Here is a 25,914-nt window from a genome sequence, read left to right as displayed (position 1 = left end):
AATTTTTTCGGCAAATATAATGAAACAGGACATTTGTATGGATGAATAAATCATTAATCGATGATTTGAGTTTCAAAATATGATGCAAATCATACAAATTTGTTTAATTTTTTTGTTTAACAATTTTGTCAAAACAAGTGATTGATTTATATTTGCACAAAATTGTTTAACAATAATGTCAAATCAAGCCAAAAAAGACCAAACACAAGAATTGATCAAAGAAACAACGAAGAATTTATTCTTTGTGAAAGGGAAGTTTTATACCACTACTCAGGAAATTGCTGATGCAGCTGGTGTTAACAGAACGCTTATTAATTATTATTTCCGTTCCAGAGATAATCTGATTCAGATCATTTTTGATGAAGCGCAAAAAGTAGAGAAGGAAAAATCTGAAATAATAATGAACTCTGATCTGCCTTTTAAAGAGAAAATAGGTCAGTTTATAGAAGGAAGTTTATCTACAAGTTTACAATATCCATATTTGGAAACCTATATCGTATCACAGATCAATAAAGGAAATTGTCACAAAAGAGATATTGAAGAGGATGAACTGAATAAATTATATAAAGATATAGAGCAGGAAATGGAGAAGGGGGCTATTGATAAAATGGAGCCCATTCAGTTTGTTCTCAATATGATTTCATTATTGGTTTTTCCAAGTGCTGTAAGGCCTTTACTAATGGAGAATTTAATGATCAGCAGTGAAGAATTTGATAAGATCATTTCAGTAAGAAAGGAGATAATTTTGAATATGTTATTTAAAAATTAAAAAATGTTAAAGTATTTTAAGAAATGATTCGTCCTTTAGAAATAAAAACATTGAAGATAGCAATTACATTAAAAAAATAAACGAGTATAAAATTATGAAAAGAAAGTGTATAACTGCAAATAAGCTAAAAATTGGGATAGCGGCTGCATGTATGATTTTCGGTTTTTCATCAGTATCTGCACAGCAGCAGATCTCTCTGCAGGAAGCCATAAAACAGGCTCTTCAGAACAAGACGGAGGCAAAAAAGGCTGCTTTACAGATCAAAAAGGCCGAATATAAGATTGATGAAGCCAAAGCCGGAGCTTTACCGCAGATAAGTGCTACGGCGGGGTTGACCTACAACCCCCTCATTCAGGAGTCATTGCTGGAATTTGGAGGAGAAAAGATTAGGGCTCAGCTCGGACAGCCATGGAATTCTACGGCTTCTGTACAACTTCAGCAGGCGATTTTTGATCAGAGAGTATTCACAGGGTTGAAAGCAGCAAAATCTACAAGAGAATTCTATATTCTGAATGCGCAGCTTACCAATGAGCAATTGATTGAAAATGTGGCAACAGCTTATTATCAGGTGTTTGTACAGGAAGAAAATCTTAAAACCATTGAGGCGAGTTATGCCAATACGGAGAGAGTAAGAAATGTAATCCAGAGTTTGGTAAAGAATGGATTAGCAAAGCCGATAGATTTGGATCGTACGAATGTGCAGCTGACTAATATTGGTTCGAATAAGCAGCAGTTGATCAATTCGGTGGAACTTTCAAAAAATGCTTTGAAATTTTACATGGGAATTCCAATTAGTACAGATATCGAACTGGAAGAAAAAACAATTGAGCCAAAACCTGAACTTATTGCGAGTGCTGTAAACCTTGATGAGCGTATGGAGCTTAAAGTTTTAAATAAGAACAGAGAGCTTTTGGTTTTCAATAAAAAAGCTACCGAGGCATACCTTTATCCTACAGTGAACTTAACGGCAAACTACGGTTGGGGAGCAAACGGGGGCAAATTTCCACTGACTAACGGTTTTAAAAACGGAGTTCTTTGGAGTGATTATTCTGCAATTGGTTTAAATGTAAGCATTCCTATTTTTACAGGAGGGGCTACAAAAGCTAAAATAAATCAGGCGGAAATTGATATTCAGGATTTAGATCAGGATATTCAGAATACGCAATTAAGTTTAAGCTTAGATTATAAGAATGCCATTTCAAATATGGAAAATGCGTTGATCAATATCGAAAGCATGAAGGATAACGTAGGATTGGCTGAAAGAGTTCAGAAAAATACACAATCTAATTATCAAAACGGATTGGCAACACTTACAGAATTGCTGGATGCTGAAAATGCACTGACTCAGGCTAAACAAAACTATGCAAACGCTTTGTTAGACTACAAACAAGCTGAGATAAAGCTGATAAAAGCAAAAGGAGAATTAAATACACTACAAAACTTATAATAAACGAAAATGAAAAAAACTTTAATATATATTATCGTCGCGGCGGTATTAATAGGGTTGGCAGCTTATAAAATTGCCAGTAATAAAGAAAAACAGACGCAGGAAGTAAAAGAAGTTGCTAAGCAGGTTGATAAGATCAATGTGAATGTAATAACAGCAGGTAGAGAAAATATTGATACGGATTATTCAGCGAACGGAACTTTTATTCCTAAGCAGGAAATGAACCAGTCTTCTGAAATTTCAGGACGTATTGTAAGTGTTTTGGTAAAAGAAGGATCAAGAGTTTCTGCAGGTCAGACATTGGCAACTATTAAAAGAGATGCGATTGAAGTAGATGTTACTCAGGCTCAAAACAATTTACAAAATGCGATTATTGATAACCAACGTTACGAAAATGCATATAAAACTGGTGGTGTTACAAAACAACAGCTTGATAACTCAAGATTACAGCTTAAAAATGCTCAGGCAGCAGTAAAAGCTCAGAGTGTTAAGGTAAATGATACCAACGTAAGAGCGGGAATCAGCGGTACCATCAACAAGAAAATGGTGGAGCCGGGAACTGTAGTATCTCCGGGAACTTCAATGTTTGAAATTGTAAACATCAATTCCCTTAAACTTTCTGTATTAGTAGATGAAAGTCAGGTTGGAAAAATTGCATTGGGCCAGGAAGTGGCTATTAATGTAAATGTTTTGCCTGGAGAATCTTTCAGCGGAAGAATTACGTTCATCGCTCCTAAAAGTGATGCTTCTTTAAATTTCCCTGTTGAAATTGAAGTTCAGAACAGAGGAAACCTTAAAGCGGGGATGTATGCAACAGCTACCTTTAAAACAAACCACGGTGCAGAAACTCAAAATATGTTAACCGTTCCGGCAGAAGCTTTCGTAAACGGAGTAAGTTCAGGACAGTTATTTGTTGTGAGCAATGGAACTGCTAAACTAATTAAAGTTCAAACCGGAAAAGTATACGGAGACAAAGTTCAGATCTTAAGCGGATTAAATGTTGGTGAACAAGTAATTACCAGCGGACAGATCAACCTTGATAACGGTTCAAAAATCAATATCGTAAAGTAAGAGAAGATGAAGTTAGCAGAAATATCCATTAAAAGACCATCGCTCGTTATCGTATTATTTACGATTCTGACATTGGGTGGTTTGTTGAGTTACTCTATGATGGGGTACGAGTTGATTCCGAAGTTTGAAACCAATATGGTGACGATTTCTACGGTTTATCCAGGTGCTTCGCCAAGCGAGGTGGAAACTTCGGTAACCAGAAAAATTGAAGATGCCGTTGGTTCTTTGGAAAACGTGAAGAAAGTAGAGTCATCTTCTTACGAAAGTTTATCCGTGATCTCCGTAACTTTGAACACAGGAGCCGATGTAAACTATGCGTTGAATGATGCGCAAAGAAAGGTAAATGCTATTTTAGCAGATCTTCCAGATGATGCAGATCCGCCTTCGTTGCAGAAATTCTCATTGGACGATCTACCAATCATGACCTTAAGTATCACCAGTGATAAGTTGAATAACAAAGATCTTTACGACCTTTTAGATAAAAAAATAGAGCCTATCTTTTCTCGTGTAAATGGTGTTGCAGAAGTTGATCTCGTAGGCGGACAGGAAAGAGAAATTCAAGTAAGTTTGGATGAAAAGAAGATGCAAGGCTATGGTCTTGCCATTGCAGATGTACAACAGGCGATTCTTTCTTCCAACCTAGATTTCCCGACAGGCGCCTTAAAGACCAGAACTTCTCGTTCTACTATCAGACTTTCTGGGAAATACAAAGATGTTGCAGAGATGAACAATCTTGTAGTTTCTAACAAAGACGGAGCGCAGGTTCGTTTGTCCGATATTGCAACGGTTTTTGATACTCAGAAAGATGTAGAAAAAGTAGCAAGATTCAACCAGAAGTCTACTATTTTGATGCAGATTAAAAAACAATCTGATGCCAATGCGGTTTCGGTTTCAGAATTGGTGCAGGAGACAATTGGTACGGTTCAGAACAGTTATAAAGCTCAAGGTGTTAAAATTAATATTGTAGATGATACAACAGAATTTACTTTAGAAGCTGCAAACCATGTAATATTCGATTTATTCTTGGCGATTATTTTGGTTGCTATAGTAATGTTATTGTTCCTTCACAACATCAGAAATGCCTTTATTGTAATGGTTTCGATTCCGGTGTCGTTGATTGCAACGGTAATCGGAATGTACCTGATGGGATATACCTTGAACTTGATGAGTTTATTAGGACTTTCGCTCGTGGTAGGTATCTTGGTGGATGATGCGATTGTAGTTTTGGAGAACGTTTACCGCCATATGGAGATGGGGAAAAGCAGAATCCGTGCGGCTTATGACGGAGCTTCAGAAATTGGATTTACCGTAACAGCAATTACATTGGTAATCGTGGTGGTATTCTTACCGATTGCGATGAGTTCAGGATTAGTGTCTAATATCTTGGCGCAGTTCTGTGTTACCGTCGTTATTGCGACGATGTTATCATTGTTGGCTTCCTTTACGATTATTCCTTGGTTATCATCAAGATTTGGTAAGTTGGTACATTTGACCGGGAAAAATCCATTTGAGAAATTTATCCTTTGGTTCGAAAAACAATTGGAGAAATTTACACACTGGATTAGTGGAATCTTGGAGTGGTGTTTGAAATCGACATTAAGAAGAATAATGACTGTTATTGTAACATTTATTATTTTGATTTCTTCCTTTATGTTGGTAGCATTTGGATTTATCGGAGGTGAATTCTTCCCAAAAATGGACAGAGGACAGTTTCTTGTTCAGATGGAATTACCAAAAGATGCTTCTGTAGAAAAAACCAACCAGGTAACATTGGCAGTTGAAAAATACCTTAGAAATGATAAGGATGTTGTAGATATGATTACAACAGTTGGTCAGCAGTCCACAGGTTTTGGTGGTGCGCAGGCTACTTTATATCAATCCGAGATTCAGGTAATTTTAGTGGATAAATCTGAACGTAACGAAAGTACAGATATCAAATCGGCTAAAATAAAAAGAGCTTTAGAAGAGAAATTCACAGGCGTTGAGTTCAAAACAGCACCAATCGGATTAATGGGAGCAGAAAACGCGCCAATCGAAATGGTGGTAACGGCTCAGGACAACGAAACTGCAAATAAAGAAGCGAATAGAATCCTAGAATTACTTAAAAAAGTGCCTGGTTCTGTAGATGCAGAATTATCCACCGACTCAGGAAGTCCGGAAGTTCAGGTAAATATCGATAGAGATAAAATGGCTTCTTTAGGCTTAAATCTTGCTAGTGTAGGACAGACTATGCAGACTGCATTCAGTGGAAATACAGATGGGAAATTCAGAGCAGGAGAATATGAATATGATATCAATATCCGTTTTGGTGATGCTAACAGACAATCTATTGATGATGTTAGAAACCTAATGTTCACCAATCCAAAAGGAGAACAAATCAGACTAAGTCAGTTTGCGGAAGTGAAAATGGGTTCTGGACCAAGTTTGCTGGAGCGTAGAGATAAAGCGCCTTCTGTGAAGGTGAAATCTAAAGTGGTCGGTCGTCCTGTGGGTGATGTTGCCAATGAATGGGCAGACCAGTTTATGAATAATGAAAAGACTAAACCTGCAGGTGTAACTTACATCTGGAGTAAGGATATGGAAAACCAGACGGAAGGTTTCGGTACTTTAGGAATTGCTTTGATGGCGGCTATTGTATTGGTTTATTTGGTAATGGTTTCTTTATATGACTCGTTTGTTTATCCATTTGTAGTATTATTCTCAATTCCACTGGCATTGATTGGGGTAATGGTGATCCTGGCAATTACAGGAAACTCATTAAACATCTTTACAATGCTCGGTATGATTATGTTGATTGGTTTGGTAGCGAAGAACGCGATTATGATTGTCGATTTTGCCAATATGAGAAAAGCGGCTGGAGCTAACACACACGACGCTTTGATTCAGGCTAACCATGCTCGTCTTCGTCCGATTTTGATGACAACAATTGCGATGATTTTCGGTATGATCCCTATTGCGATTGCAAAAGGAGCTGGAGCGGAGATGAACAACGGATTGGCTTGGGTAATCATCGGTGGTTTGACATCATCATTATTCCTTACGCTGATTATTGTACCGGTAGTATATTCATTGTTTGACTCTATTCTAAGAAGAATGGGTAAACATGAGAAAGTGGATTATGATGCTGAAATGAAAGCGGATTATGTACACAGAGAATTAAGTGAAGACGGATTTACTGCAAAGCATGTAGATTAATATAACACCTTTAATTAACCCAAAAAGCGTATCAGAAATGATACGCTTTTTTTTTTAGCCTGTTAAGGAAATAAAAATGTGAAACAATATAATTTAGTGAATGTTATTCTTTAAAGACTAACAAAAATAGATTTAAAACTTATATATATTCTTTTAAAATGATAGGATTTTGTATGCTTATAGATTGAATTAGCGAATGTTTAAAAAAGGGTATAGTGTACAAAAAAGCCAGATTTTTACCGAAATTTTCAGAAAAAACCTGACTCAAAATAAAACTATATAAAAAATTTTTATCCGTTTGAAATAAGAGATTATTTCAAGCTGACTACTTTGTTAAAAACTTTTCCGCTTTCCTCTACACTGATGATATAGTTATCAGCTGTTTCTGGATTTAAATCGAAGGTAACTTCAAGTTTCCCGTCGGTTGCAGATTTTGTCTTGTTATAATAAATGTTCCCTGAAAAATCAGATACAGAGATTTTTGCTGTATTCTTTAATCCTGATAAAAACAACTTCACTTTATTCCCGTTAACCTGAAATTCCGGCTTGGTAATTTCTGCAACAGGCTTTTTATCAATGATCACTTTTTTGTCTGCACTTACCTTGATTTTATATTTTTCTATTTTCCAGTCAGATTCAACCAGTAGATAATACACTCCTGCGTCGAGGTCTTTAAAGTTATAAGACTTTACCACGTTCCCATCTGAATTTAAATCTTCAGAAAATAACTCTCCAAATGTGTCATTGTATACAATTACAGATACATTCTTAGCGTTTGATAATTCAAACCTTACCGTTTCTGCTTCCGTTTTTCCAAATGAAAGAGAAAAGTCTCTGTCTTTACTCATCATACTCGCTGAAATAGATAAAAAACCTATCATTAAAGCCGAACTAAATACTTTTTTCATAATATTTATTTTTTCATTTGTTAGTACTGCAAATTTAGAACAGCCTTTCTTTCAGTTCTACTATACAATTTTCTTATTTATGTGTTATTTTAACCTTTAAATTGAATATTTAAATATTAATTGTTAATTTTGTGTATGATTTTATCCCGAGTGTTATGAAGCATTCCCATCCTGCCTTTGAAGCCGTAAAACCTAATATAGGAAGCAGTTTTACGAGTTTGAAATTTCTGAAAAACGAAAATATTAAGTCTCATATTTGGCACTATCATCCTGAAATTGAGCTTATTTTCGTGTGTGGTGGTTCAGGAAAAAGGCAAATCGGGAGTAATATTTCCTATTTTTCAGACGGTGATCTGGTTTTAATGGGAACTAACCTTCCACACTGCGGAATGACTAATGAAAATACCAATAATGATTATGAAATGGTAATCCAGTTTAAGCCTGATTTTTTAGGAGAAGAGATCTGGACTTTACCCGAAATGCAGAAAATTGCCGTTCTGCTGGAAAAGGCAAAAGCAGGAATTGTATTTTCTGAAAATATTAAAAAAGAAATAGGGCAGAAGATTGTAGAAATGCACGAGTCTTCTTCGCTGGATAAACTGATGAAGTTCCTGAAAATCCTGGAAGAACTGGCTTCTACCAATGAATACAGAATTTTAAATGCCGGAAAATATTATCTTCAGACCCAGGTGGAAGACAATGAGAGAATTAACCATATTTTCAATTTCGTGAAAGACCATTTTAAAGAACAGATTAGTCTGGAGCAGATTTCTGATCTTGCGAATATGAAAGTACCTTCTTTTTGCCGGTATTTTAAAAAGATCACCAACAAAACATTTACCCAGTTTGTGAATGAATATAGGATTACGCATTCATTAAAACTCCTTGCAGAACAGCCTTTAAGCATTACTGACGTCTGTTTTGAATCCGGTTTTAATAATTTCAGTTACTTTAATAAAACATTTAAAGAATACACCGGGAAAAGTCCTTCACAATACAGAAAAGAATTTAACTATCTGATTGATTAGGAATTTCATATTAAAAAAAAATAAAATTATATAACCTGATGATAATAAGGACTGAACCCATCTTTAAGATTTTAAAGTCTATATTTGTATAAGGTTTGAGAAATAAAGAAGAAGAAAAAGAATTTTATGAAGGATATAAAGCTCATTGTAACCGATATGGACGGGACATTTCTGAATTCAAAATATGAAGTAAGTCCGGATTTTCCAGAGGTATATGAAGAACTGAAAAAACGCGATATTCTTTTCGTTCCTGCAAGCGGGAGACAGATGTCGGGAATTACCAAATATTTTGGAGAGATCCAAAGCGAAATAGGTTTCATTGCTGAAAACGGCGGTTATGTAGTGTATAAAAATGAAGAGATTTTTGCTGATAAGCTCAGCCAGGAATCCATTGCCGATATTATTCGTACAATAAGAGCAATTCCCGAAGCAAGAGCGGTTTTAAGTGCAAAAGAAAACTCGTATTATGAAAGTTCCGATGAGGTATTCGTAGATTATTTTTCTAAATATTACATTCAGAATCAGAAAAAAGAAGATCTTACGCTGGAAGTTGATGATTCGGTTTTTAAAATTGCAGTCTATCATCCGGTAAGTGCCGAAGAATTTCTGTATCCCGCATTGAAAAAGTTTGAAGATGAAGATTTAGTAGTCGTAGTTTCGGGGAAAAACTGGCTGGATATTATGAATAAACACACCAACAAAGGAAATGCCATTGAAAAGCTGCAGAAATCTTTAAATATCCTTCCGGAGCAGACAATGGCTTTCGGTGACTATCTGAACGATATTGAAATGCTTAAGAATGCTCATTATTCCTACGCTATGGAAAATGCCCATCCTTCGGTAAAAGAAGTAGCCAGGTTTGAAGCCTGTTCCAACGACCGGTTTGGAGTATTGGAAACCATAAAAACGTATCTGAACGGAATGTAAACGTTCTAAAAAAGATAAAGAAAAACCGTATCTCATTGAGGTACGGTTTATTATTTATACTATGTTTTCAGAATTAATTCTGCATTACTTCACCTGCTTTTCTGTAAACAAAATTTCCATAGATATGTCTTCTTGCAAAACGGCTTGGTGAATCTGAATTGATCATCTTAATATAGGTATTTTTCGGAACACCCATGTATTCGTATGACACTCCATTCAGGTGAAGAACGGTAAGAATCGATTTTTCCAGATAAAAATCCTGGATATTGGATTTGGTAATCGTTTCTGTATATTCTTCTTTGTATTTTTCCTGCGTTTCCGGATTGATACTTACTAAAAAATGGTAAGCTTCAATCACAGATTTACTTTTTTCCTCAGCTTCCAGTTGTCCGGCTTCATCGTTGATGAATTTATCAGGATGCGTATCTTTCATCACATTTCTGTAGATGGTTTTCAGCTCTTTTAAAGTTACATTCTGATCAACTCCCAAAAGTTTTCTGTGCTCGCCAATTTTTTTCATATCTTCTATCCTTATTTTCGGGGTGCAAAATTAAGGAAATTAATTGGTAAAATTGTAAGTTTTTGATTATTAATTTGTTTTGGTTTGAATTATTTATCTTCTCCATGGAAGTATTCGTAAGCTAATCCTTCTAAATCTCCACTTTCAGAAATTAAATTATCATCTTCATCAAATATTTTAAAGCTTTCTTGTGAATTTCCGATGCTTACAGAGCCATCCAAACCTAGTAAAATGGTATAAAAACTATCTGTCAAAAGATTAGAAATTATATCTTTTAATTTTTTGGCTTGAATTTCATTTAAATTTAATTCTTCAATTTTTGTTGAAACAAGAGTTCTATATTCTGACTGATTGTCAAAACATAAATTGAGAATATTTTGTTTCTCTTGGTAGAAGTTTTTTACGAATTCTTTGGTGGTCATAACCTTAATTGGTTTCTTGAATTTTATTTAGGTAGCATAATAACCATAAAGTGATACCTGTCTTTACTTTTAAGCTTTTAACTTGATTTTCAGTCAAACCAACATCTTGCTGATGAAGATTGCATAAAATTGCATAACAATCACAAACGTATTGGATTTCATGGGCAGTAAATTCTTCTAAAAAACCAAATTTAAATTTAGAGATAAAATATTCTATTTTTTTTCTTCTTGGAACTTTAACTTCATTTACTGTAGCTTTTCCTGAATGATACTTTTTAAATTCTTTTTCGAATATTGGATTGTCTTTTATTTCATAATTCGAAGCCAATTTATCATCAATTAAAAACTCTAATATTGTACGAAGTGAAACTAAGCAATGTCTTAATTTGTCAGGATTATTCGACTCTAATGCATATGTAGCTCCTAACCACAAACCGTCTAAATTTTGTTCCTCTAAAAGTGGCAATAAATTTTTATCCAATAAAATTTCTTTTTCTTGTAAATCTATATCAGTTAAGTCATTAATTAAAGTTTCTTTTAGATTTTCAGTAGATTTTATATTTAATACCTCTAAGTCAGTTATAAAAGCAAATTGAACTTCTGGATTGTTTGAAAATTTCTCACCAACGGAACTAATTCTTCTTAATTGCTCAACAAATTCTGATGGAAATATTTTATTTAAATTAGGAATTGTAATATTAGGAAGTAAGAGTTCTGGAACTGTGATCTTTGGAATTATTGATTCCCATTTTTTTTGAATATCAATCAAAGGTTGCAAAGATCTTAATATATTATTAGTAGGAAATGCAATATTGTACATCCTCATTAGATTTGAATTTTGTTCAGAAATTCTTTTTAATTCATCAAAGTTATTCATGCGAAAGTTTTACTCAATTTACGTTTTTATAATTAAAAAAACAAAAGCAGGAGCCCAAAAGGCTCCCGAAAAAATGAATATCAATAATTTTAAAGCGTCTCCAAAGCAAACTCCTTACTCGCTTCTCTCGAAGCTTCCACCATGGCAATCAACGCCTTTTCCGTTTCATCCCAATGACGGGTTTTCAAACCACAATCAGGATTTACCCAAAGTTGCTGTGCTGGAATTACGGCTTGTGCTTTTTTCAACAGTTCCACCATTTCCTCTTTAGACGGAACTCTTGGTGAGTGAATGTCATAAACTCCCGGTCCGATTTCATTAGGATATTTGAAATCTGCAAATGCATTTAACAGTTCCATCTGGCTCCTGGAACATTCAATCGTAATTACATCGGCATCCATATCGGCGATATTTTGAATGATATCATTAAATTCAGAATAACACATATGGGTATGAATTTGTGTGGCATCTTCCACACCGCTTGCTGAAATTCTAAAGGCTTCAACCGCCCATTTCAGATAATTTTGCCAGTCAGATGTTCTTAATGGAAGTCCTTCACGAATCGCAGGTTCATCAATCTGGATAATCCTGATTCCTGCTTTTTCCAGGTCATTGACTTCATCACGAATCGCCAAGGCGATCTGTTTGCAGGTTAGTGAACGAGGTTGATCGTCACGTACGAAAGACCATTGAAGGATCGTTACAGGTCCTGTTAACATTCCTTTTACCCATTTTTTAGTTAAAGATTGAGCATATTCCGACCAATAAACAGTCATCGGATTTGGTCTGTATACATCTCCGAAAATCACCGGAGGTTTCACACAACGGCTTCCGTAGCTTTGAACCCAACCGTTTTGTGTAAACGCAAACCCAGCCAATTGTTCCCCGAAATATTCCACCATATCGTTTCGTTCAAATTCCCCGTGAACAAGCACATCGATTCCGATTTCTTCCTGCCAACGAATCGTTCTTTCGGTTTCCTGTTTCAATAAAGTATCATATTGTTCAGCATTCAATTCCCCTTTTTTGAATTTCGAACGCCAGTTTCTCACCTCTTTCGTCTGAGGAAAAGAACCGATAGTGGTTGTGGGAAATAGAGGAAGCTGCAGTACTTCCTGTTGTACTTCTTTTCTTATCGTAAATGGTGAATTTCTCTGTGCATCCTCTTTCGTTGTTACCTCGACACGGGTTTTCACATTCTGATTGTGAATTAATGCAGATGTTTTACGGTTTTCAATAGCTTTTTTATTTTCTGCTAAAATCTGCAACGTATTGTAATCCGGGTTTTCTGAAGCCAATTTCTTTAAATTGACAATCTCATAAACTTTCTGTTTCGAAAAAGCCATCCATTGTTTGATTTCGGGAGATAAAGTTTCTTCATTTTTCTCTGAATCCAGATCGAAAGGTGAATGTAACAAAGAACAGGACGGAGCGATAAAGATCCTATTTGATCCTATTTTTTGAACGGCTTTTTTAATGAACTGTAGCGAATGCTGAAAATCGTTTTTCCAAATGTTTCTGCCGTCTACAACGCCTAAAGAAAGGCCTAAATGATTAGGAATATTATCTAAAATTTCATCCAATTGTTCAGGACAACGAACCAGGTCAATGTGTAAAACATCTACAGGTAGGGAAGTGGTGAGTGAAAGATTGTCTTTTAAACCGTCAAAATAAGTTGCGACAATAAATGTAAGCTTAGGGAACTGTTTTTTGATTTCAGCATAAACAAACTGATAGGCTTCTTTTGCTTTTTCAGTTAAATCCAATGCTAAAAATGGTTCATCAAACTGAATGTATTCCGCACCGTGATTCTCCAGCTCCTTTAAAATCTGAATATAAACAGGAAGTAAGTTTTGAGCTAAATCCAATTTATCAAAACCTTCTTCTTTTTCTTTTCCCAGCAGTAAATACGTTAATAAACCAATAATAACAGGTTTTGCATTGAATCCAGCTTTTTTAGCACTGATGAATTCTTTGGTGATTTTATTGGAGAATAATTTAAATTCCTGGTTTTTCTGAAATTCAGGAACGATATAATGATAATTGGTATCAAACCATTTCGTCATTTCCATTGCGGTAATATCTAAACCGTCTTTCTGGAAACCTCTTGCCATTGCAAAATAAACGTCCAGTTCGGGCTTTTTTAAAGCAATTTCCTGATAACGTTGAGGAATGGCTCCAACCGTTAAGGTCATATCCAAAACGTGATCGTAATATGAGAAATCGTTACAGGGAATAAGGTCAATTCCCGCTTCCTGCTGAAGTTTCCAATTACTTTGAGTAATGGTTTTTCCAACCTCTAGAAGGTCGTCTAAATTGATTTTACCTGCCCAATATTGTTCACAGGCTTTTTTGAGTTCTCTGTTGCTACCAATACGCGGATAGCCAAGAAGGTGTGTTTGCATTTTCTTACAACTTTTAAATTAGATAATGGTTTTAAAAGTTCTTCGGATGCTTCGTAATGCTGAATTGGAAAGTAGTTTTGTGTTGAAAAATGATAATAAGGACTTAATTTTCTTGAATAAATGGAGCTTTTATTTTTTGACACAAAGTTTTAATGAAATCTTCTTTATAACTTAAGCGAGCAAAGAAGAATGAATTTTATTGATTGTAAAAAGCAGACGTTTATCCATACGCTTCATCAGCGATGAAGTTGCAATTCTTTGCTTCCTAAAAATAAGAAGTTACAACAACAAATCTTTGCGTTTAAAAATTTAAAACTCAACATTAAACTCAAACTCAAAAATATTTCCAAATATCATCTGCTTAACCAAAAACTCCAACCGCGAGAGCATTGTCAATTCGGAACAGGCAGGTCTCCTGACTTATAACAGTTATTGTCATCCTTCCCGTTTACACAGTGGATACACGTGGACAAAAACTTTTGATGTGTTACTTACAGTTGCGCGACAGTTCGTGATTCTCACACGATTCCCTATTAATTTACCTTAAGTAAAACCTTTTCCGTTTGATGAAGTATGTTAAAGAACAAAATAGGATTCAAAAATAGTAATTAAAGTATATTGATTGGATGTGTTTATTAAAATAAGATTTTTGTTCCAGTTTATATATTTTTAAAAGATTATTATTCTGTAAATTTGAAAATTGAACCCCAAAAAAGAATATTATTCTGTGGAAAGACTGGATGAAAAGGATCTTCAACTACTGAGAATCCTTCAAAAAAATGCAAAGCTAACCGTAAAAGAGCTTGCGAAAGAAGTAAACCTATCTGCTTCCCCTGTTTTTGAACGGATGAAAAGACTTGAGCAGGAAGGATATATTAAACATTATGCTGCCATTCTGGAAGCGGAAAAATTGAATCGTGGTTTTACCGTTTTTTGTCAGGTAAAACTGAAAATCCATGATCGTTCTGTCGGAAATCGATTTGTTGAAGATATTTTACAGATTGATGAAGTCGCAGAATGCTATAATATTTCCGGAGATTTTGATTTTTTACTGAAAGTTCAGGTAAGAGATATGAAGCACTATCAGGATTTTGTTTTTAATAAATTAGGCTCTGTAGATTCTATCGGAAGTACACACAGTACGTTTGTGATGGCAGAGGTGAAAAATATTCATGGGGTGAATATATAATTTATTTTTGATAAACTTTAAGAGGATGAGGATCTTCTTTATATAAGCTCAGAATTTCTTTTGCTTCTTCTTGGGTAAGAATTTTTAATTCCGAATTTTCTATTGCCTGATCGGATGGCATCATTGACCTAGAAAGTATAAGTTTAAAAGCTTCTTTTTTACGGGGTAGATCTACTTTTTCTTTTTTAATTTTTAAAAATCCTTCGTAGGCATTTGCCATTGTAAGCCAAATTGCTATTTCATTGTCTGGGTTTTGATCTCTTTTAAAATCATCGATTGTTTCCTCTAAAGTTGCAGGATAAACTTCTTGGAAGGTAGTTTGAATGATTTTAATTTTATCAAGCTGATTGGATGTTAAAGTATCATAAACAATTTCATTTCTTGTTATTTTATTAGGGTTCAAAGTAATAATTTCATTGTTTCCTTTTTTAGGTTGACAAGAAAGTATAAAAACTAATAATAGAACAGGGTATAGGATTTTCATGATTAAATTTTGGCAAAAATAGATAAAATTAAGAAAGGTAATTAAATTCAATTAGAATCAGGATCTTTTAAATACCACTTACCGGATTGGTAGGCTTTATAAAAAGCCTCTTTATTTATTTTATTTGCATTCATCTAAAATAGTATATTTGTAAAAACTATAAAGAAACAAAAAAGAATGCTTGTAATAGGAATTGCAGGAGGTACAGGATCCGGCAAAACTACGGTTGTTGATAAGATCATTCAGCAGCTTGATATCGAAGGAATGAATATCCTTTCACAGGATAATTACTATCATGATAATCATAATCTTACATTAACGGAAAGAGAAGCTTTAAATTATGATCATCCTAAATCCATCGATTTTGATTTGTTGATAAAACATGTGAAAGCTTTAAAAAACAATGAGCCGATCGAACAGCCAATCTATAGTTTTGTAACACACGGAAGAACCGGAGATCATGTGACTGTAGAGCCTAAAAATGTATTGGTTGTAGAAGGAATTTTGGTACTTACGAACAAAGAATTACTAAAAGAATTTGATTTAAAAGTATTTGTTCATGCAGATTCTGATGAAAGACTGATCAGAAGGATCAGGAGAGATACCCAGGAAAGAGGAAGAGACCTGAATGAAGTACTGCACCGTTATCAGACGACATTGAAGCCGATGCACCAGGAATTTATTGAGCCTTCAAAAAATGAAGCAGATCTTATCATCCCGAATATGAAGCAAAATTCCGTAGCGATTGATTTTTTAACTACTGTTATTAAAAATTCGTTGAGAAAACATTAAAAATGAAAGAAAACAAACTTATTAAAGACATCCAGCCTAAGTCTGAAACTTTTAAGCTTATTCAAAAATATGTTTTGAATAAATATACGCTTACCATTTGTTTGTTTCTGGTGTGGATGATTTTCTTTGATAAAACTTCGTTTTTGGTAATTAATGAACTGAATGGGGAAATTAACAAATACGAAGACCAGCTTCAATATTATAAAACCGAATACGAAAAAAATGACGCGTTTTATAAAAAATTGATGAATAATAAATCTGAAAAAGAAAAATACGCAAGAGAAAATTATTTTATGAAAAAACCGAATGAAGAGATCTTTATTTTGGTCGTAGATAGTACGAATATTGCGAAAAAATAATTTAAGAAGTGAATGGTGAATGAACAATTCGCTTTGCTTGTCAATTTTTCAATCTAAAAATCTAATAAAAAGAATGTCAGAATGTGTCAATTCATAATTCACTTGTGAAACAAAATTGATGATTGACAATTCACAAAATAATCCATAACCAATGTCAAATACAGCCTGGGAAAATCTAGTAAAAAAACAGCTTAAAACAGAAGATATTTATTCCGTTCTTACCAAGGAAAATTTGGAAGGGATCCAAGTGAAACCTTACTATGATTCGGTACAAAAACCCTTGGTAAACCTGCCGAAAATAGAAGAAAGTACCCATTTGGTAGCAAGATATCACGAAAGTCTGGAGCAAGATGTTTTTGCCTTTATTTTAGATCAAAATGTAGAAAATCTGGAACAGAAAACAATTTTTGTTAATAATGTTGATCTGGCAGGACATATCAGTCCGAAGGAGGAAGATCAGTACTTTTCTTTAATTGATGTATTTGATGAAAAAGAAGCTGTGATTAATGATCAGCTGGTAAAAGAATTGTTGGCAAAAGAATTTAAAAGAAACATTTGTGTAGATATCTCTCTTCATCAAAATGCCGGAGCAGCAATTTATCAACAATTGGGGATTGCTTTGGCAAAGACAAAGGAACTGGTTGAAGTATATGGACCTGAAATCCTAAATAAACTAATTTTCCGACTTGCCATCGGAGGAAACTATTTCTTTGAAATGGCAAAACTGAGAGCTTTTAAAATGGTTTTCAATCAGTTGTCAAAAGAATATGGCTTGGACGAAATTCCTTACATTTTCGCAGAAACTTCTTTGAGAAATAAAGCGGTTTCGGATAATGAAAATAACCTGATCCGTTCTACGCTGGAATTGGCTTCTGCAATGATCGGTGGAGCTGATGCGGTTTTCAGCAATAATTATCTGGTTGACCGAAGTACGGAAAATTCAGAAGAAATTTCTTTCAAACAACAGATTGTTTTAGCTTACGAAAGTATCATCAATGTCTTTGAAGATGCCGCAAACGGAAGTTATTACGTGGAAGATATTACACAGCAAATCGCTGAAAAGTCATGGGCTTTATTTGTAGAAATTGAAGAGGAAGGAGGTTATTTGGAGCTTTTAAAACAAGGTATCATTCAAAAGAAGATCTATAATCATGCTGTGGAAGAACAAAGATGGGTAGAAGAAGGTAAAATAAAACTGATTGGAGTCAATTTATACCCGAAATTAGAGGTTAAAAAGACAGTTGAGGAATTATATAACGAAACAAGTATTAAAGCTGTTCGTTGGGCTGAAATGTTTGAGTAATTTTGTTCCCACAGATTTCACAAATAGCACAGATTTTAGCTTAGCTAAATAAATTTTCTACAAATGAATGAAAATGAAATTAGTTTTTATATCAGAAAATCTATATTTTCTGTTTACAACGAACTTGGGCCTGGTTTATTAGAAAAAGTTTATGAAAAGGTATTGGTTCATGAGTTAGAAAGTAATGGTTTAAGTGTGAAAACCCAGGTTCATATTCCAATTGAATATAAAGGGATTGTGATAGATACAAGTTTTATTGCTGATATTATTGTAGAAAATAAAGTAATTATCGAAATAAAATCAATTCCAGAAATTAGTAATGTTCATCATAAACAATTATTAACCTATTTAAAGTTGACGGATTTTAAATTAGGAATACTAGTCAATTTTAATACAGATTATATTGACAAAAATATAATTAGAAAAATAAACGGAATTATTGATTAAAATGTTTAAAATCTGTGCTATTTGTGAAATCTGTGGGAAATAAATTATTATACTCTGATGTCCAAAAATACATCAATGCAAATCTAACTACAGATTTACATTCCTTATTATTGAAAAAATCTCCGTTTTCAGAGGTTTCGATGCAAGAAATCGTTCAGCAGATCAAAGGAAAACAGGTGGCACAGAAAAAGTTTCCGTTTTTATTAAAAGAAGGAATTATTTTTCCGCCACAACTTAATCTGGAACAGGCTTCTTCAGAAAAAACAGCAGTCTACAAATCTGAAATTTTAAAAGGTAAAAAGTTTATTGACCTTACAAGTGGTTTTGGGATTGATGCCTATTATTTATCTAAAAATTTTGATGAGGTTACGCTCGTTGAACAAAATGCCGAACTTTTGGAAATTGTTGAAAATAACTGGACTGTTTTAGGTAGAAAAGCAAGATTTATCAATCAAAAACTGGAAGATTTTCTTAATGAAAATGAAGAAAATTTTGATGTGATTTATCTGGATCCGGCCCGAAGAGATAATAATAAGAACAAAGTATTCTTATTAGAAGATCTGTCACCGGACATTCTTCAAATTCAGAAGAAATTACTTTCGATTTCTGAAAAGGTGGTTATAAAATTGTCTCCGCTTATCGATCTAAAATATCTGGTTTCTGTTTTACAGAATGTTTCAAGGATTGATATTATTGCATTGAAAAATGATGTAAAAGAGGTAGTTGTCTTTTTATCTAATAAAAATTCCGGAGAAATTCTTTGTAATTGTATGAATTTAGAAAGTGAAGAATCAGCTTTCATTTATAAATTTGGACAGGAAGAAAATGCTCATGCAGAATATGCTGAACCTGAAAAGTTTATCTATATTCCCAATAACTCAATTTTAAAAGCGGGAGTATTTAATTTGATTTCAGAAAAATTTAAAGTAAAAAAGCTTCATCCGAATACGCATCTTTATACTTCAAATGAAAAAGTGGAAGATTTCCCTGGAAGAATTTTAGAAGTTGAAGTATTTGATAGCAAACAGGTTAAAAAGAAAAGTCAGTTTAATATTATCTCAAAGAATTATCCTTTAAAACCGGAAGAGATCAAGAAAAAATACGGATTAAAAGACGGAGGAGATCACTATCTTATTTTTACACAATCCAAAAAAGGAAAAATAATACTAAAATCAGTATAAAAATGTTGCCGAAAAATATAGGATTTCTTAATTTTGGGCAATTAAAAATTTAAGTAGGTAATCGCTTGCTGTTAAAACAATTATTGCCAGCTGAAAATAATACGATTCCATATATCTTTAAAAAAAATAAAATTTGCATATGAAAAAATTAGTTATATGTTTAGCTATTGCAACTGTTGCTGTAAGCTGTAAAAAAGTAGCAGCTGGTGGAAATAAGAATACACTGAAACTTGAAGAAGGAGTTGAAAGATATTCAGACGATCCACAAGGAGAAGGTCATGGTCATGAGGCTGCTGCGGCTCATACGGAAGAAGCAACTGCGGAAAAGCATGAAGCAGAAGCTCCGAAAACCGATAGTGCGGCTACTCCTGCAAAACCAGCAGAAACTCAGGCTTCAAAAGCTGAACACTAATTAGTGGAACAATATAAAAAATGTCTTGCAGGAATGTAAGACATTTTTTTTGGATTAAACTTGGTAAAGATTTAATTCTCAGATTGAAATAAACCTGAGGAAAATTATATGTTTTTGTTTGTTCCTGCGGGGCAAATTTTTTACTTTTAACGAAATATTATTTTACAATGCAAGAGACATTAAATTACATCAACGAAAACAAACAACGTTTCGTTGATGAATTATTTGAGTTATTGAGAATCCCTTCTATTTCTGCAGATCCAGCGTATAAAGATGACGTTTTAAAATGTGCAGAGGTAGTGGCAACACATCTTAAAAATGCAGGAGCGGACAATGTAGAAGTTTGCCAGACAAAGGGATATCCTATTGTTTTCGGTGAAAAATTTTTAAATGAAGATTTACCAACAGTTTTGGTGTATGGGCATTATGATGTTCAGCCGGCAGATCCGTTAGAATTATGGACAAGACCACCTTTTGAACCGTATATTGAAAAAACTCCACTTCACCCAGAGGGAGCTATTTTTGCCAGAGGTTCTGCGGACGATAAAGGACAATTCTTCATGCATTTGAAAGCTTTTGAAGCAATGATGAAAACGAATGCTCTGCCTTGTAATGTTAAATTTATTTTGGAAGGAGAAGAAGAAGTGGGCTCTGTAAGTTTAGGAGATTTTGTTAATGAAAATAAAGAGAAATTATCTTGTGACTGTATTTTAATTTCGGATACTCATATTTACAGTAACGAACAACCTACTGTAACAACAGGATTAAGAGGATTAAGTTATGTAGAAGTAGAAATTGAAGGTCCTAACAGAGATTTACACTCAGGATTATACGGTGGAGCAGTTCCAAACCCGATTCATGTGCTTTCAAGAATGATTGCTAAGCTAATTGATGAAGATGGTCATATTACCATCGACGGATTCTACGATAATGTAGAAACGGTTTCCGATGCTGACAGAGCAGATATGAATAAACTGAAAGACAATCCAGAAGAATTCAAACAATCTATCGGATTAAATGGAGTGGAAGGTGAAAAAGGTTATACAACGCTTGAAAGAACATCTATCCGTCCAACTTTAGACTGCAATGGGATCTGGGGAGGTTATACAGGAGAAGGAGCTAAAACGGTAATTCCATCTAAAGCTTCTGCAAAAATATCTATGCGTTTAGTGCCGTATCAGACTCCGGAAGAGATTACTGAAAAATTCACAAAATATTTTGAAAAAATCGCTCCGGATAATGTAAAGGTTAAAGTTACACCACATCACGGAGGTATGCCTTACGTATTGCCAACAGATACCAAAGAATTCCTAGCGGCAAAACAAGCTATGGAATCTTCATTCGGAAAAGAAGTCCTTCCATACAGAGGAGGAGGAAGTATTCCTATTACGGCTATGTTTGAGCAGGTTTTAGGTGCTAAATCGGTCTTGATGGGATTTGGTTTAGATTCTGATGCGATCCATTCTCCAAATGAGCATTACGGACTCTTCAATTTCTATAAAGGGATTGAAAGTATTCCTTTGTTTTTTGAGAATTACGCGAAGTAGTTTCTTTTCACTTGAAAAATTTAATCCTTAAGAAAATTTCTTAAGGATTTTTCATTTTAAATAGAATTATTTTGTTTTATTGAAATTAATTTTTTATTTTTAGCATGTATTTAATTTAAAATGAAGATATTATGAGAAAAAAATTACTATTTAGCCTGTCATTATTGACATGCTTTGCAATGTCGGCACAAGTTTTAGAATCAGATAATTATAATTCTTATACTCTTGGGAATGTGTCTGCTTCTACATCAACAGCAGGACAAGGAGGTATGAATCTTTACAATGGAACAATCGCTAATTATCAAATTGTTGCAGGTGATGCAGCACATGCTAATTATTTACAAGTTACTGGGGGATCTGATGGAACTGCGACATCATCAAGATATGTTTATAAAACAGGATTGGCCGCGGCTTGGACAGCCAGAACATCTGGGAATAATACTATTAAAGGATCTTTTGAAGTTTATACAGGAACATCTACAAATAAACACCTTTCTGGTATGACTGTTTTTGGAGCAAGTGACGGGATTGTTGGAATTGCTTATAACTCCCAGACAAAAACAATTAATGGGAGAGCTTATTTGAATATTACTGCTGATCCTACTCAGAATGGATTTTATAATATTACTGGGTTGACAACCAATACTTATCCTGCCAATACTTGGGTTACGTTAGGATATAGCTATAATAAGACAACAGGAACAATTACCTATAATATCGCAGGAACGACTCTTACTTTATCTGTTACAGGAGCAACAACAGTATCTGGATTTGACCCTGCAGAGCTTGATGTTCATAGTTCCCCAACGAGGACTTCAACATCAGATCCTGCCAATACAGGACCAACAACGTTTGGTATCGATAATTATTCAGTAGAAGCTTCTAGCAATGCAACATTGGCAACAACTGATATTAAAAATACAAAATCTCCTATAATCGCAATAGGACCCAATCCGACTGCTGATTATTTAAATATTCTTACTGAGCAAAAAATCAATAAGATTGAAATTTTTGATATGTCTGGTAAAAAAATTAATTCTGAACTGCAAGGAAATAAAATTGATGTAAGGAATTTAAATGCTGGAAATTATATTATTAATATTGAGACTAAAGAAGGAAAAACTACAGATATTTTCATTAAAAAATAAGATGATAAATCTTACCTATAAAAAACGCTCCACGTGGGGCGTTTTTGTTATTTTTAAGAACTTAAACTAATAAAATATGGTAGAAAATAAAGTAGCTTATATAACAGGTGGAACCAAAGGAATTGGTTTCGGAATTGCAAAGATTTTACTTGAAAATGGTGTTTCGGTAGCTTTTTCCGGAAGGAAAAGAGATGATGTGGAAAAAGCTGAACAAGATTTAAGAAAGTTTTCTCAAAATGTTTTAGGAATCGTTTCGGACGTAAGAAGTCTTGAAAGTGAAGAGGAGGCAGTGAAATATATCAAAGAGAAATTTGGGAGATTAGATTTTGTAATTGCAAATGCAGGTTTAGGAATTTTTAAACCCGTAAATCAGCTTTCCGCTGAAGAATGGAAGGATATGATCGAAACGAATTTAACAGGCGTTTTCTATACCTTAAAAGCTTCTGTGGAAGAATTAAAAAAATCAGAAGGTTATTATATTACCATTTCAAGTTTGGCAGGAGCGAACTTCTTTGAAAATGGAGCAGGTTATAATGCTTCAAAATTTGGTGTTGTAGGCTTTACACAGGCAGCTATGATCGATTTAAGAAAGTATAATATCAAATCAACGGTAATTATGCCGGGATCGGTTGCAACCAACTTCAATGGAAATGTACCCTCAGAAAAAGATGCCTGGAAGATTCAGCCGGAAGATATGGGAAATCTTGTGTTGGATATTTTAAAAATGAATCCCAGAGTTTTACCAAGTAAGATAGAGTTTAGGGCAACAAAACCAGCCAATTAAAAACATCTAATGCGTTGAATAATAAATTACTAAGTATTATGCATGCATAATATATATTTTATTTATATTAGCGAAAATTAATTTAGTAAAATCTCAGTATAAAATGTTCTGAATTTTATACAATCAGAGAAACAATAAATATAAGTACACATGAAAATATTAGTTTGTATAAGTAGTGTTCCGGATACTACTTCCAAAATTAACTTCACAGCAGATAAATCTGCTTTCGACAAAAACGGAATTCAGTGGGTAATTAATCCATTAGATGAATTTGCGTTAACAAAAGCGATCAAACTTCAGGAGTCTCAAGGAGCTACAGTAACGGTAATTAACGTAGGTGATGCAGCTACAGAGCCGGTAGTAAGAAAAGCTTTGGCAATTGGAGCAAATGATGCGGTAAGAGTAAATTTAGACCCTAAAGACAGCTATTCTACAGCAAAAGAAATTGCTGCTGTGGCTCAAAACGGAGGATATGATCTAATTCTTTGCGGTAAAGAATCCATCGATTATAATGGGGGTTCTGTTCCGGGAATGGTAGCTCAGCTACTAAACCAGCCTTTTGTAAATGCATCTGTAGGTCTTGATGTAAACGGAAGTGAAGCTACTGCGGTAAGAGAAATTGAAGGAGGTAAAGAAACTATTTCTGTAAAATTACCTGCTGTAATCGCTGGTCAGAAAGGGTTAGTAGATGAAAAAGATCTGATCATTCCAAACATGAGAGGGATTATGTCTGCAAGAACAAAACCTTTGCAGGTCGTTGAACCTACTTCTTCTGAAGTGAAAGTTCAGGGAGTTTCTTATGACAGTGTTCCTCCGAGAGCTGCCGTGAAATTAGTTTCTCCTGATAATTTGGATGAATTGGTAAGATTACTTCACGAAGAAGCGAAAGTAATTTAATCTTTTTAATCATTAAATTTTTTAATCTTTTAATTTAAAAAAAATGGTAGTATTCGTATACGCAGAAAATATAAACGGAGTTTACAAGAAAGCGGCTTTTGAGGCAGTTGCTTATGCTAAAGCGATCGCAGATCAGGCTGGTGAAACAGTTACGGCGATCTCTGTAAATCCAACAGATTCTTCAGATTTATTATATAAATATGGAGCTTCAAATGTAATCAATATCAAAGATGAAGGGCTAAAAAGCTTCTCAGCTAAAGCTTATGCACAGGCTGTAAGTGAAGTAGCAAACGGAAATATCATCGTTTTCCCTCATACTACAGATGCTTCATCTATCGCTCCCATGTTGGCGATCATGAACGGACATTCTTTAATTACCAATGCGATTGCAGTTCCGGAAAGTCTTTCTCCTTTCCAGGTGAAAAGAAAATCTTTCTCAGGAAAGGGTTTTATGCATGCAAAAGCAGAAGGAACAGGAGTAATCGTTACGGTTTCTCAAAATGCATTCGGAGTTAAAGAAAATGCTGTTTCTGGTTCAGAAGAAGTGAAAAACTTATCTGTTGCCAATGAAGATACTAAAGTAATTTCTCACGAGCAAAGTTCAGGTAAATTAGACTTAAAAGAAGCTGAAATCGTGGTTTCTGCAGGTAGAGGATTAAAAGGTCCTGAAAACTGGGGAATGATCGAAGATTTGGCCAACGTTTTAGGTGCTGCAACAGCTTGTTCTAAGCCGGTTTCGGATATAGGATGGAGACCTCACACGGAACACGTAGGACAAACAGGTAAAGCGATTTCTCCAAATCTTTATATTGCAGTAGGTATCTCTGGAGCAATTCAGCATTTGGCTGGAGTTAACTCTTCTAAAACAATTGTAGTAATCAATAGTGATGCAGAAGCGCCGTTCTTCAAATCAGCTGACTACGGTGTAGTAGGAGATGCTTTCCAGATTATTCCTGCATTAACAGAGAAAATTAAAGCATTAAAAGGATAAAAAAGTGAATTGTCAATGGTCAATTCGCTGCATTTGTCAGTTTTTTAGTAAATTGATTCACTTGCGAAACCAAATTGACTTATGGAATAAAATTCACGACTTTCTAATGCTTATAACATAGATAAAAGCTCGGCTTCCGGGCTTTTATTTTTGTCTAAAAAGTGAAAACAACTATGAAAAATTAGTCTATATTTGTAGTTATGGATTATAAACAGCTAATTATTCGCGGAATATCGTACAGCCAGACCCAATCAGGTGCGTACGCATTATTATTGGAACATGAAGAAACACATATAAAATTACCTGTTGTTATAGGAAACTTCGAGGCACAATCCATTTCTCTTGGTCTGGAGAAAGACATTCATCCCCCCCGTCCTCTTACGCATGATTTATTCACAAAATTTATCGTTTCGGCTAATTATGAACTGGTCTCTGTGATCATTTACCAAATTGTAGACGGAGTCTTCTTTTCGAATATCAACTTTAAAAATAAAGCGACAGAAGAAGAATTGATCCTTGATGCAAGAACCTCTGACGCGGTTGCAATGGCGGTACGTTTTAATGCCCCTATTTTTACGACCCAACAGGTCCTGAATGAAGCCGGGATTCTTCTTGAATTAGAAGAAGTGGCTAAGGAAGAACAATCATTTTCCGAAACCGTTTCTACTGAAGATAATCTGAGATCGGTTTCTATGGAAGAACTTCAAAAATTGTTGGATGAAGCGGTAAAAGAAGAAGATTATGATACCGCTCTAGAGATTCAGGAAGAGATCAAGAGGAGAAAAAAGAAAATTGATTAAAAGAGATATTT

The 25,914-nt window shown here is 34.3% G+C and carries 25 protein-coding genes and 1 riboswitch; of the genes, 19 read left to right on the top strand and 6 right to left on the bottom strand.

Annotated elements, in window-relative coordinates:
- Window positions 1-175 precede the first annotated feature (175 nt).
- The 4 genes from MKS83_RS03725 to MKS83_RS03710 all read left to right on the top strand — a co-directional run bounded on the left by MKS83_RS03725 (window position 176) and on the right by MKS83_RS03710 (window position 6,482).
- Window positions 176-769 carry a TetR/AcrR family transcriptional regulator gene (locus MKS83_RS03725; protein ID WP_240582019.1) on the top strand — a complete coding sequence of 198 codons (594 nt, stop codon included), beginning with the start codon at window positions 176-178 and terminating at the stop codon, window positions 767-769.
- Between the two features lie 94 nt (window positions 770-863).
- Window positions 864-2,216: a TolC family protein gene (locus MKS83_RS03720; protein WP_240582018.1), complete on the top strand. Its 1,353-nt coding sequence runs from the start codon at window positions 864-866 to the stop codon at window positions 2,214-2,216.
- Window positions 2,217-2,225: 9 nt separating this feature from the next.
- Window positions 2,226-3,287: an efflux RND transporter periplasmic adaptor subunit gene (locus tag MKS83_RS03715; RefSeq protein WP_240582017.1), complete on the top strand. Its 1,062-nt coding sequence runs from the start codon at window positions 2,226-2,228 to the stop codon at window positions 3,285-3,287.
- Window positions 3,288-3,293: 6 nt separating this feature from the next.
- Window positions 3,294-6,482, top strand: coding sequence for an efflux RND transporter permease subunit (locus MKS83_RS03710; protein ID WP_240582016.1), 3,189 nt, complete (start codon window positions 3,294-3,296; stop codon window positions 6,480-6,482).
- A gap of 311 nt (window positions 6,483-6,793) precedes the next feature.
- Here MKS83_RS03710 and MKS83_RS03705 read toward each other — a convergent pair whose 3' ends face one another.
- Window positions 6,794-7,390, bottom strand: a complete 597-nt coding sequence (locus MKS83_RS03705) for a hypothetical protein (protein ID WP_240582015.1) — start codon at window positions 7,388-7,390, stop codon at window positions 6,794-6,796.
- A gap of 155 nt (window positions 7,391-7,545) precedes the next feature.
- On the opposite strand from MKS83_RS03705, the gene MKS83_RS03700 reads away from it, so the two are divergent.
- Window positions 7,546-8,418 carry an AraC family transcriptional regulator gene (locus MKS83_RS03700; protein WP_240583164.1) on the top strand — a complete coding sequence of 291 codons (873 nt, stop codon included), beginning with the start codon at window positions 7,546-7,548 and terminating at the stop codon, window positions 8,416-8,418.
- A gap of 126 nt (window positions 8,419-8,544) precedes the next feature.
- Complete coding sequence (locus MKS83_RS03695) at window positions 8,545-9,345, top strand: Cof-type HAD-IIB family hydrolase (protein ID WP_240582014.1); 801 nt, start codon at window positions 8,545-8,547, stop codon at window positions 9,343-9,345.
- A 73-nt stretch (window positions 9,346-9,418) separates the two neighbouring features.
- On the opposite strand, the gene MKS83_RS03690 is transcribed toward MKS83_RS03695, so the two are convergent.
- From MKS83_RS03690 to metE, 4 genes are all read right to left on the bottom strand, one after another.
- A complete protein-coding gene (locus MKS83_RS03690; protein ID WP_240582013.1) occupies window positions 9,419-9,865 on the bottom strand; it encodes a KTSC domain-containing protein in 447 nt (148 codons plus the stop codon).
- An 89-nt stretch (window positions 9,866-9,954) separates the two neighbouring features.
- Entirely contained in the window at window positions 9,955-10,287 is a 333-nt protein-coding gene (locus MKS83_RS03685; protein WP_240582012.1) for a hypothetical protein, read from the bottom strand.
- 4 nt (window positions 10,288-10,291) lie between these two features.
- Complete coding sequence (locus tag MKS83_RS03680; protein ID WP_240582011.1) at window positions 10,292-11,164, bottom strand: hypothetical protein; 873 nt, start codon at window positions 11,162-11,164, stop codon at window positions 10,292-10,294.
- 89 nt (window positions 11,165-11,253) lie between these two features.
- Window positions 11,254-13,569: a 5-methyltetrahydropteroyltriglutamate--homocysteine S-methyltransferase gene (gene metE / locus MKS83_RS03675; protein ID WP_240582010.1), complete on the bottom strand. Its 2,316-nt coding sequence runs from the start codon at window positions 13,567-13,569 to the stop codon at window positions 11,254-11,256.
- Between the two features lie 387 nt (window positions 13,570-13,956).
- A riboswitch (cobalamin riboswitch) is annotated at window positions 13,957-14,142 on the bottom strand.
- Window positions 14,143-14,296: 154 nt separating this feature from the next.
- Between metE and MKS83_RS03670 the strand changes: the two genes are divergently transcribed.
- Window positions 14,297-14,758 carry an Lrp/AsnC family transcriptional regulator gene (locus MKS83_RS03670; protein WP_100376994.1) on the top strand — a complete coding sequence of 154 codons (462 nt, stop codon included), beginning with the start codon at window positions 14,297-14,299 and terminating at the stop codon, window positions 14,756-14,758.
- Between the two features lies 1 nt (window position 14,759).
- On the opposite strand, the gene MKS83_RS03665 is transcribed toward MKS83_RS03670, so the two are convergent.
- Window positions 14,760-15,242, bottom strand: coding sequence for a hypothetical protein (locus MKS83_RS03665; protein ID WP_240582009.1), 483 nt, complete (start codon window positions 15,240-15,242; stop codon window positions 14,760-14,762).
- 177 nt (window positions 15,243-15,419) lie between these two features.
- Between MKS83_RS03665 and udk the strand changes: the two genes are divergently transcribed.
- From udk to MKS83_RS03605, 12 genes are all read left to right on the top strand, one after another.
- A complete protein-coding gene (gene udk / locus MKS83_RS03660) occupies window positions 15,420-16,034 on the top strand; it encodes a uridine kinase (protein ID WP_100375783.1) in 615 nt (204 codons plus the stop codon).
- A 2-nt stretch (window positions 16,035-16,036) separates the two neighbouring features.
- Complete coding sequence (locus MKS83_RS03655) at window positions 16,037-16,393, top strand: FtsB family cell division protein (RefSeq protein ID WP_100375782.1); 357 nt, start codon at window positions 16,037-16,039, stop codon at window positions 16,391-16,393.
- A 151-nt stretch (window positions 16,394-16,544) separates the two neighbouring features.
- A complete protein-coding gene (locus MKS83_RS03650) occupies window positions 16,545-17,696 on the top strand; it encodes a methylmalonyl-CoA mutase family protein (RefSeq protein ID WP_240582008.1) in 1,152 nt (383 codons plus the stop codon).
- 63 nt (window positions 17,697-17,759) lie between these two features.
- Window positions 17,760-18,143, top strand: coding sequence for a GxxExxY protein (locus MKS83_RS03645; RefSeq protein WP_100375780.1), 384 nt, complete (start codon window positions 17,760-17,762; stop codon window positions 18,141-18,143).
- A gap of 14 nt (window positions 18,144-18,157) precedes the next feature.
- Entirely contained in the window at window positions 18,158-19,324 is a 1,167-nt protein-coding gene (locus tag MKS83_RS03640) for a class I SAM-dependent methyltransferase (protein WP_240582007.1), read from the top strand.
- Window positions 19,325-19,463: 139 nt separating this feature from the next.
- The gene (locus tag MKS83_RS03635; protein WP_240582006.1) at window positions 19,464-19,736 is read left to right on the top strand and encodes a hypothetical protein; all 273 of its coding nucleotides are present in this window, start codon (window positions 19,464-19,466) and stop codon (window positions 19,734-19,736) included.
- 167 nt (window positions 19,737-19,903) lie between these two features.
- Complete coding sequence (locus tag MKS83_RS03630) at window positions 19,904-21,283, top strand: dipeptidase (protein ID WP_240582005.1); 1,380 nt, start codon at window positions 19,904-19,906, stop codon at window positions 21,281-21,283.
- Window positions 21,284-21,414: 131 nt separating this feature from the next.
- Window positions 21,415-22,431: a T9SS type A sorting domain-containing protein gene (locus tag MKS83_RS03625; RefSeq protein WP_240582004.1), complete on the top strand. Its 1,017-nt coding sequence runs from the start codon at window positions 21,415-21,417 to the stop codon at window positions 22,429-22,431.
- A gap of 76 nt (window positions 22,432-22,507) precedes the next feature.
- Window positions 22,508-23,215, top strand: coding sequence for an SDR family oxidoreductase (locus tag MKS83_RS03620; protein WP_240582003.1), 708 nt, complete (start codon window positions 22,508-22,510; stop codon window positions 23,213-23,215).
- A 150-nt stretch (window positions 23,216-23,365) separates the two neighbouring features.
- The gene (locus tag MKS83_RS03615) at window positions 23,366-24,112 is read left to right on the top strand and encodes an electron transfer flavoprotein subunit beta/FixA family protein (protein WP_100375774.1); all 747 of its coding nucleotides are present in this window, start codon (window positions 23,366-23,368) and stop codon (window positions 24,110-24,112) included.
- 43 nt (window positions 24,113-24,155) lie between these two features.
- Window positions 24,156-25,103, top strand: coding sequence for an electron transfer flavoprotein subunit alpha/FixB family protein (locus MKS83_RS03610; RefSeq protein WP_240582002.1), 948 nt, complete (start codon window positions 24,156-24,158; stop codon window positions 25,101-25,103).
- 200 nt (window positions 25,104-25,303) lie between these two features.
- Complete coding sequence (locus MKS83_RS03605) at window positions 25,304-25,903, top strand: bifunctional nuclease family protein (protein ID WP_240582001.1); 600 nt, start codon at window positions 25,304-25,306, stop codon at window positions 25,901-25,903.
- Window positions 25,904-25,914: the final 11 nt, after the last annotated feature.

This window comes from Chryseobacterium sp. Y16C, from assembly GCF_022488405.1.
In the GTDB taxonomy this organism is placed as follows: domain Bacteria; phylum Bacteroidota; class Bacteroidia; order Flavobacteriales; family Weeksellaceae; genus Chryseobacterium; species Chryseobacterium geocarposphaerae.
The sequence above is the reverse complement of the archived record's forward strand: the minus strand, read 5'-3'. Positions and strand labels throughout refer to the sequence as shown.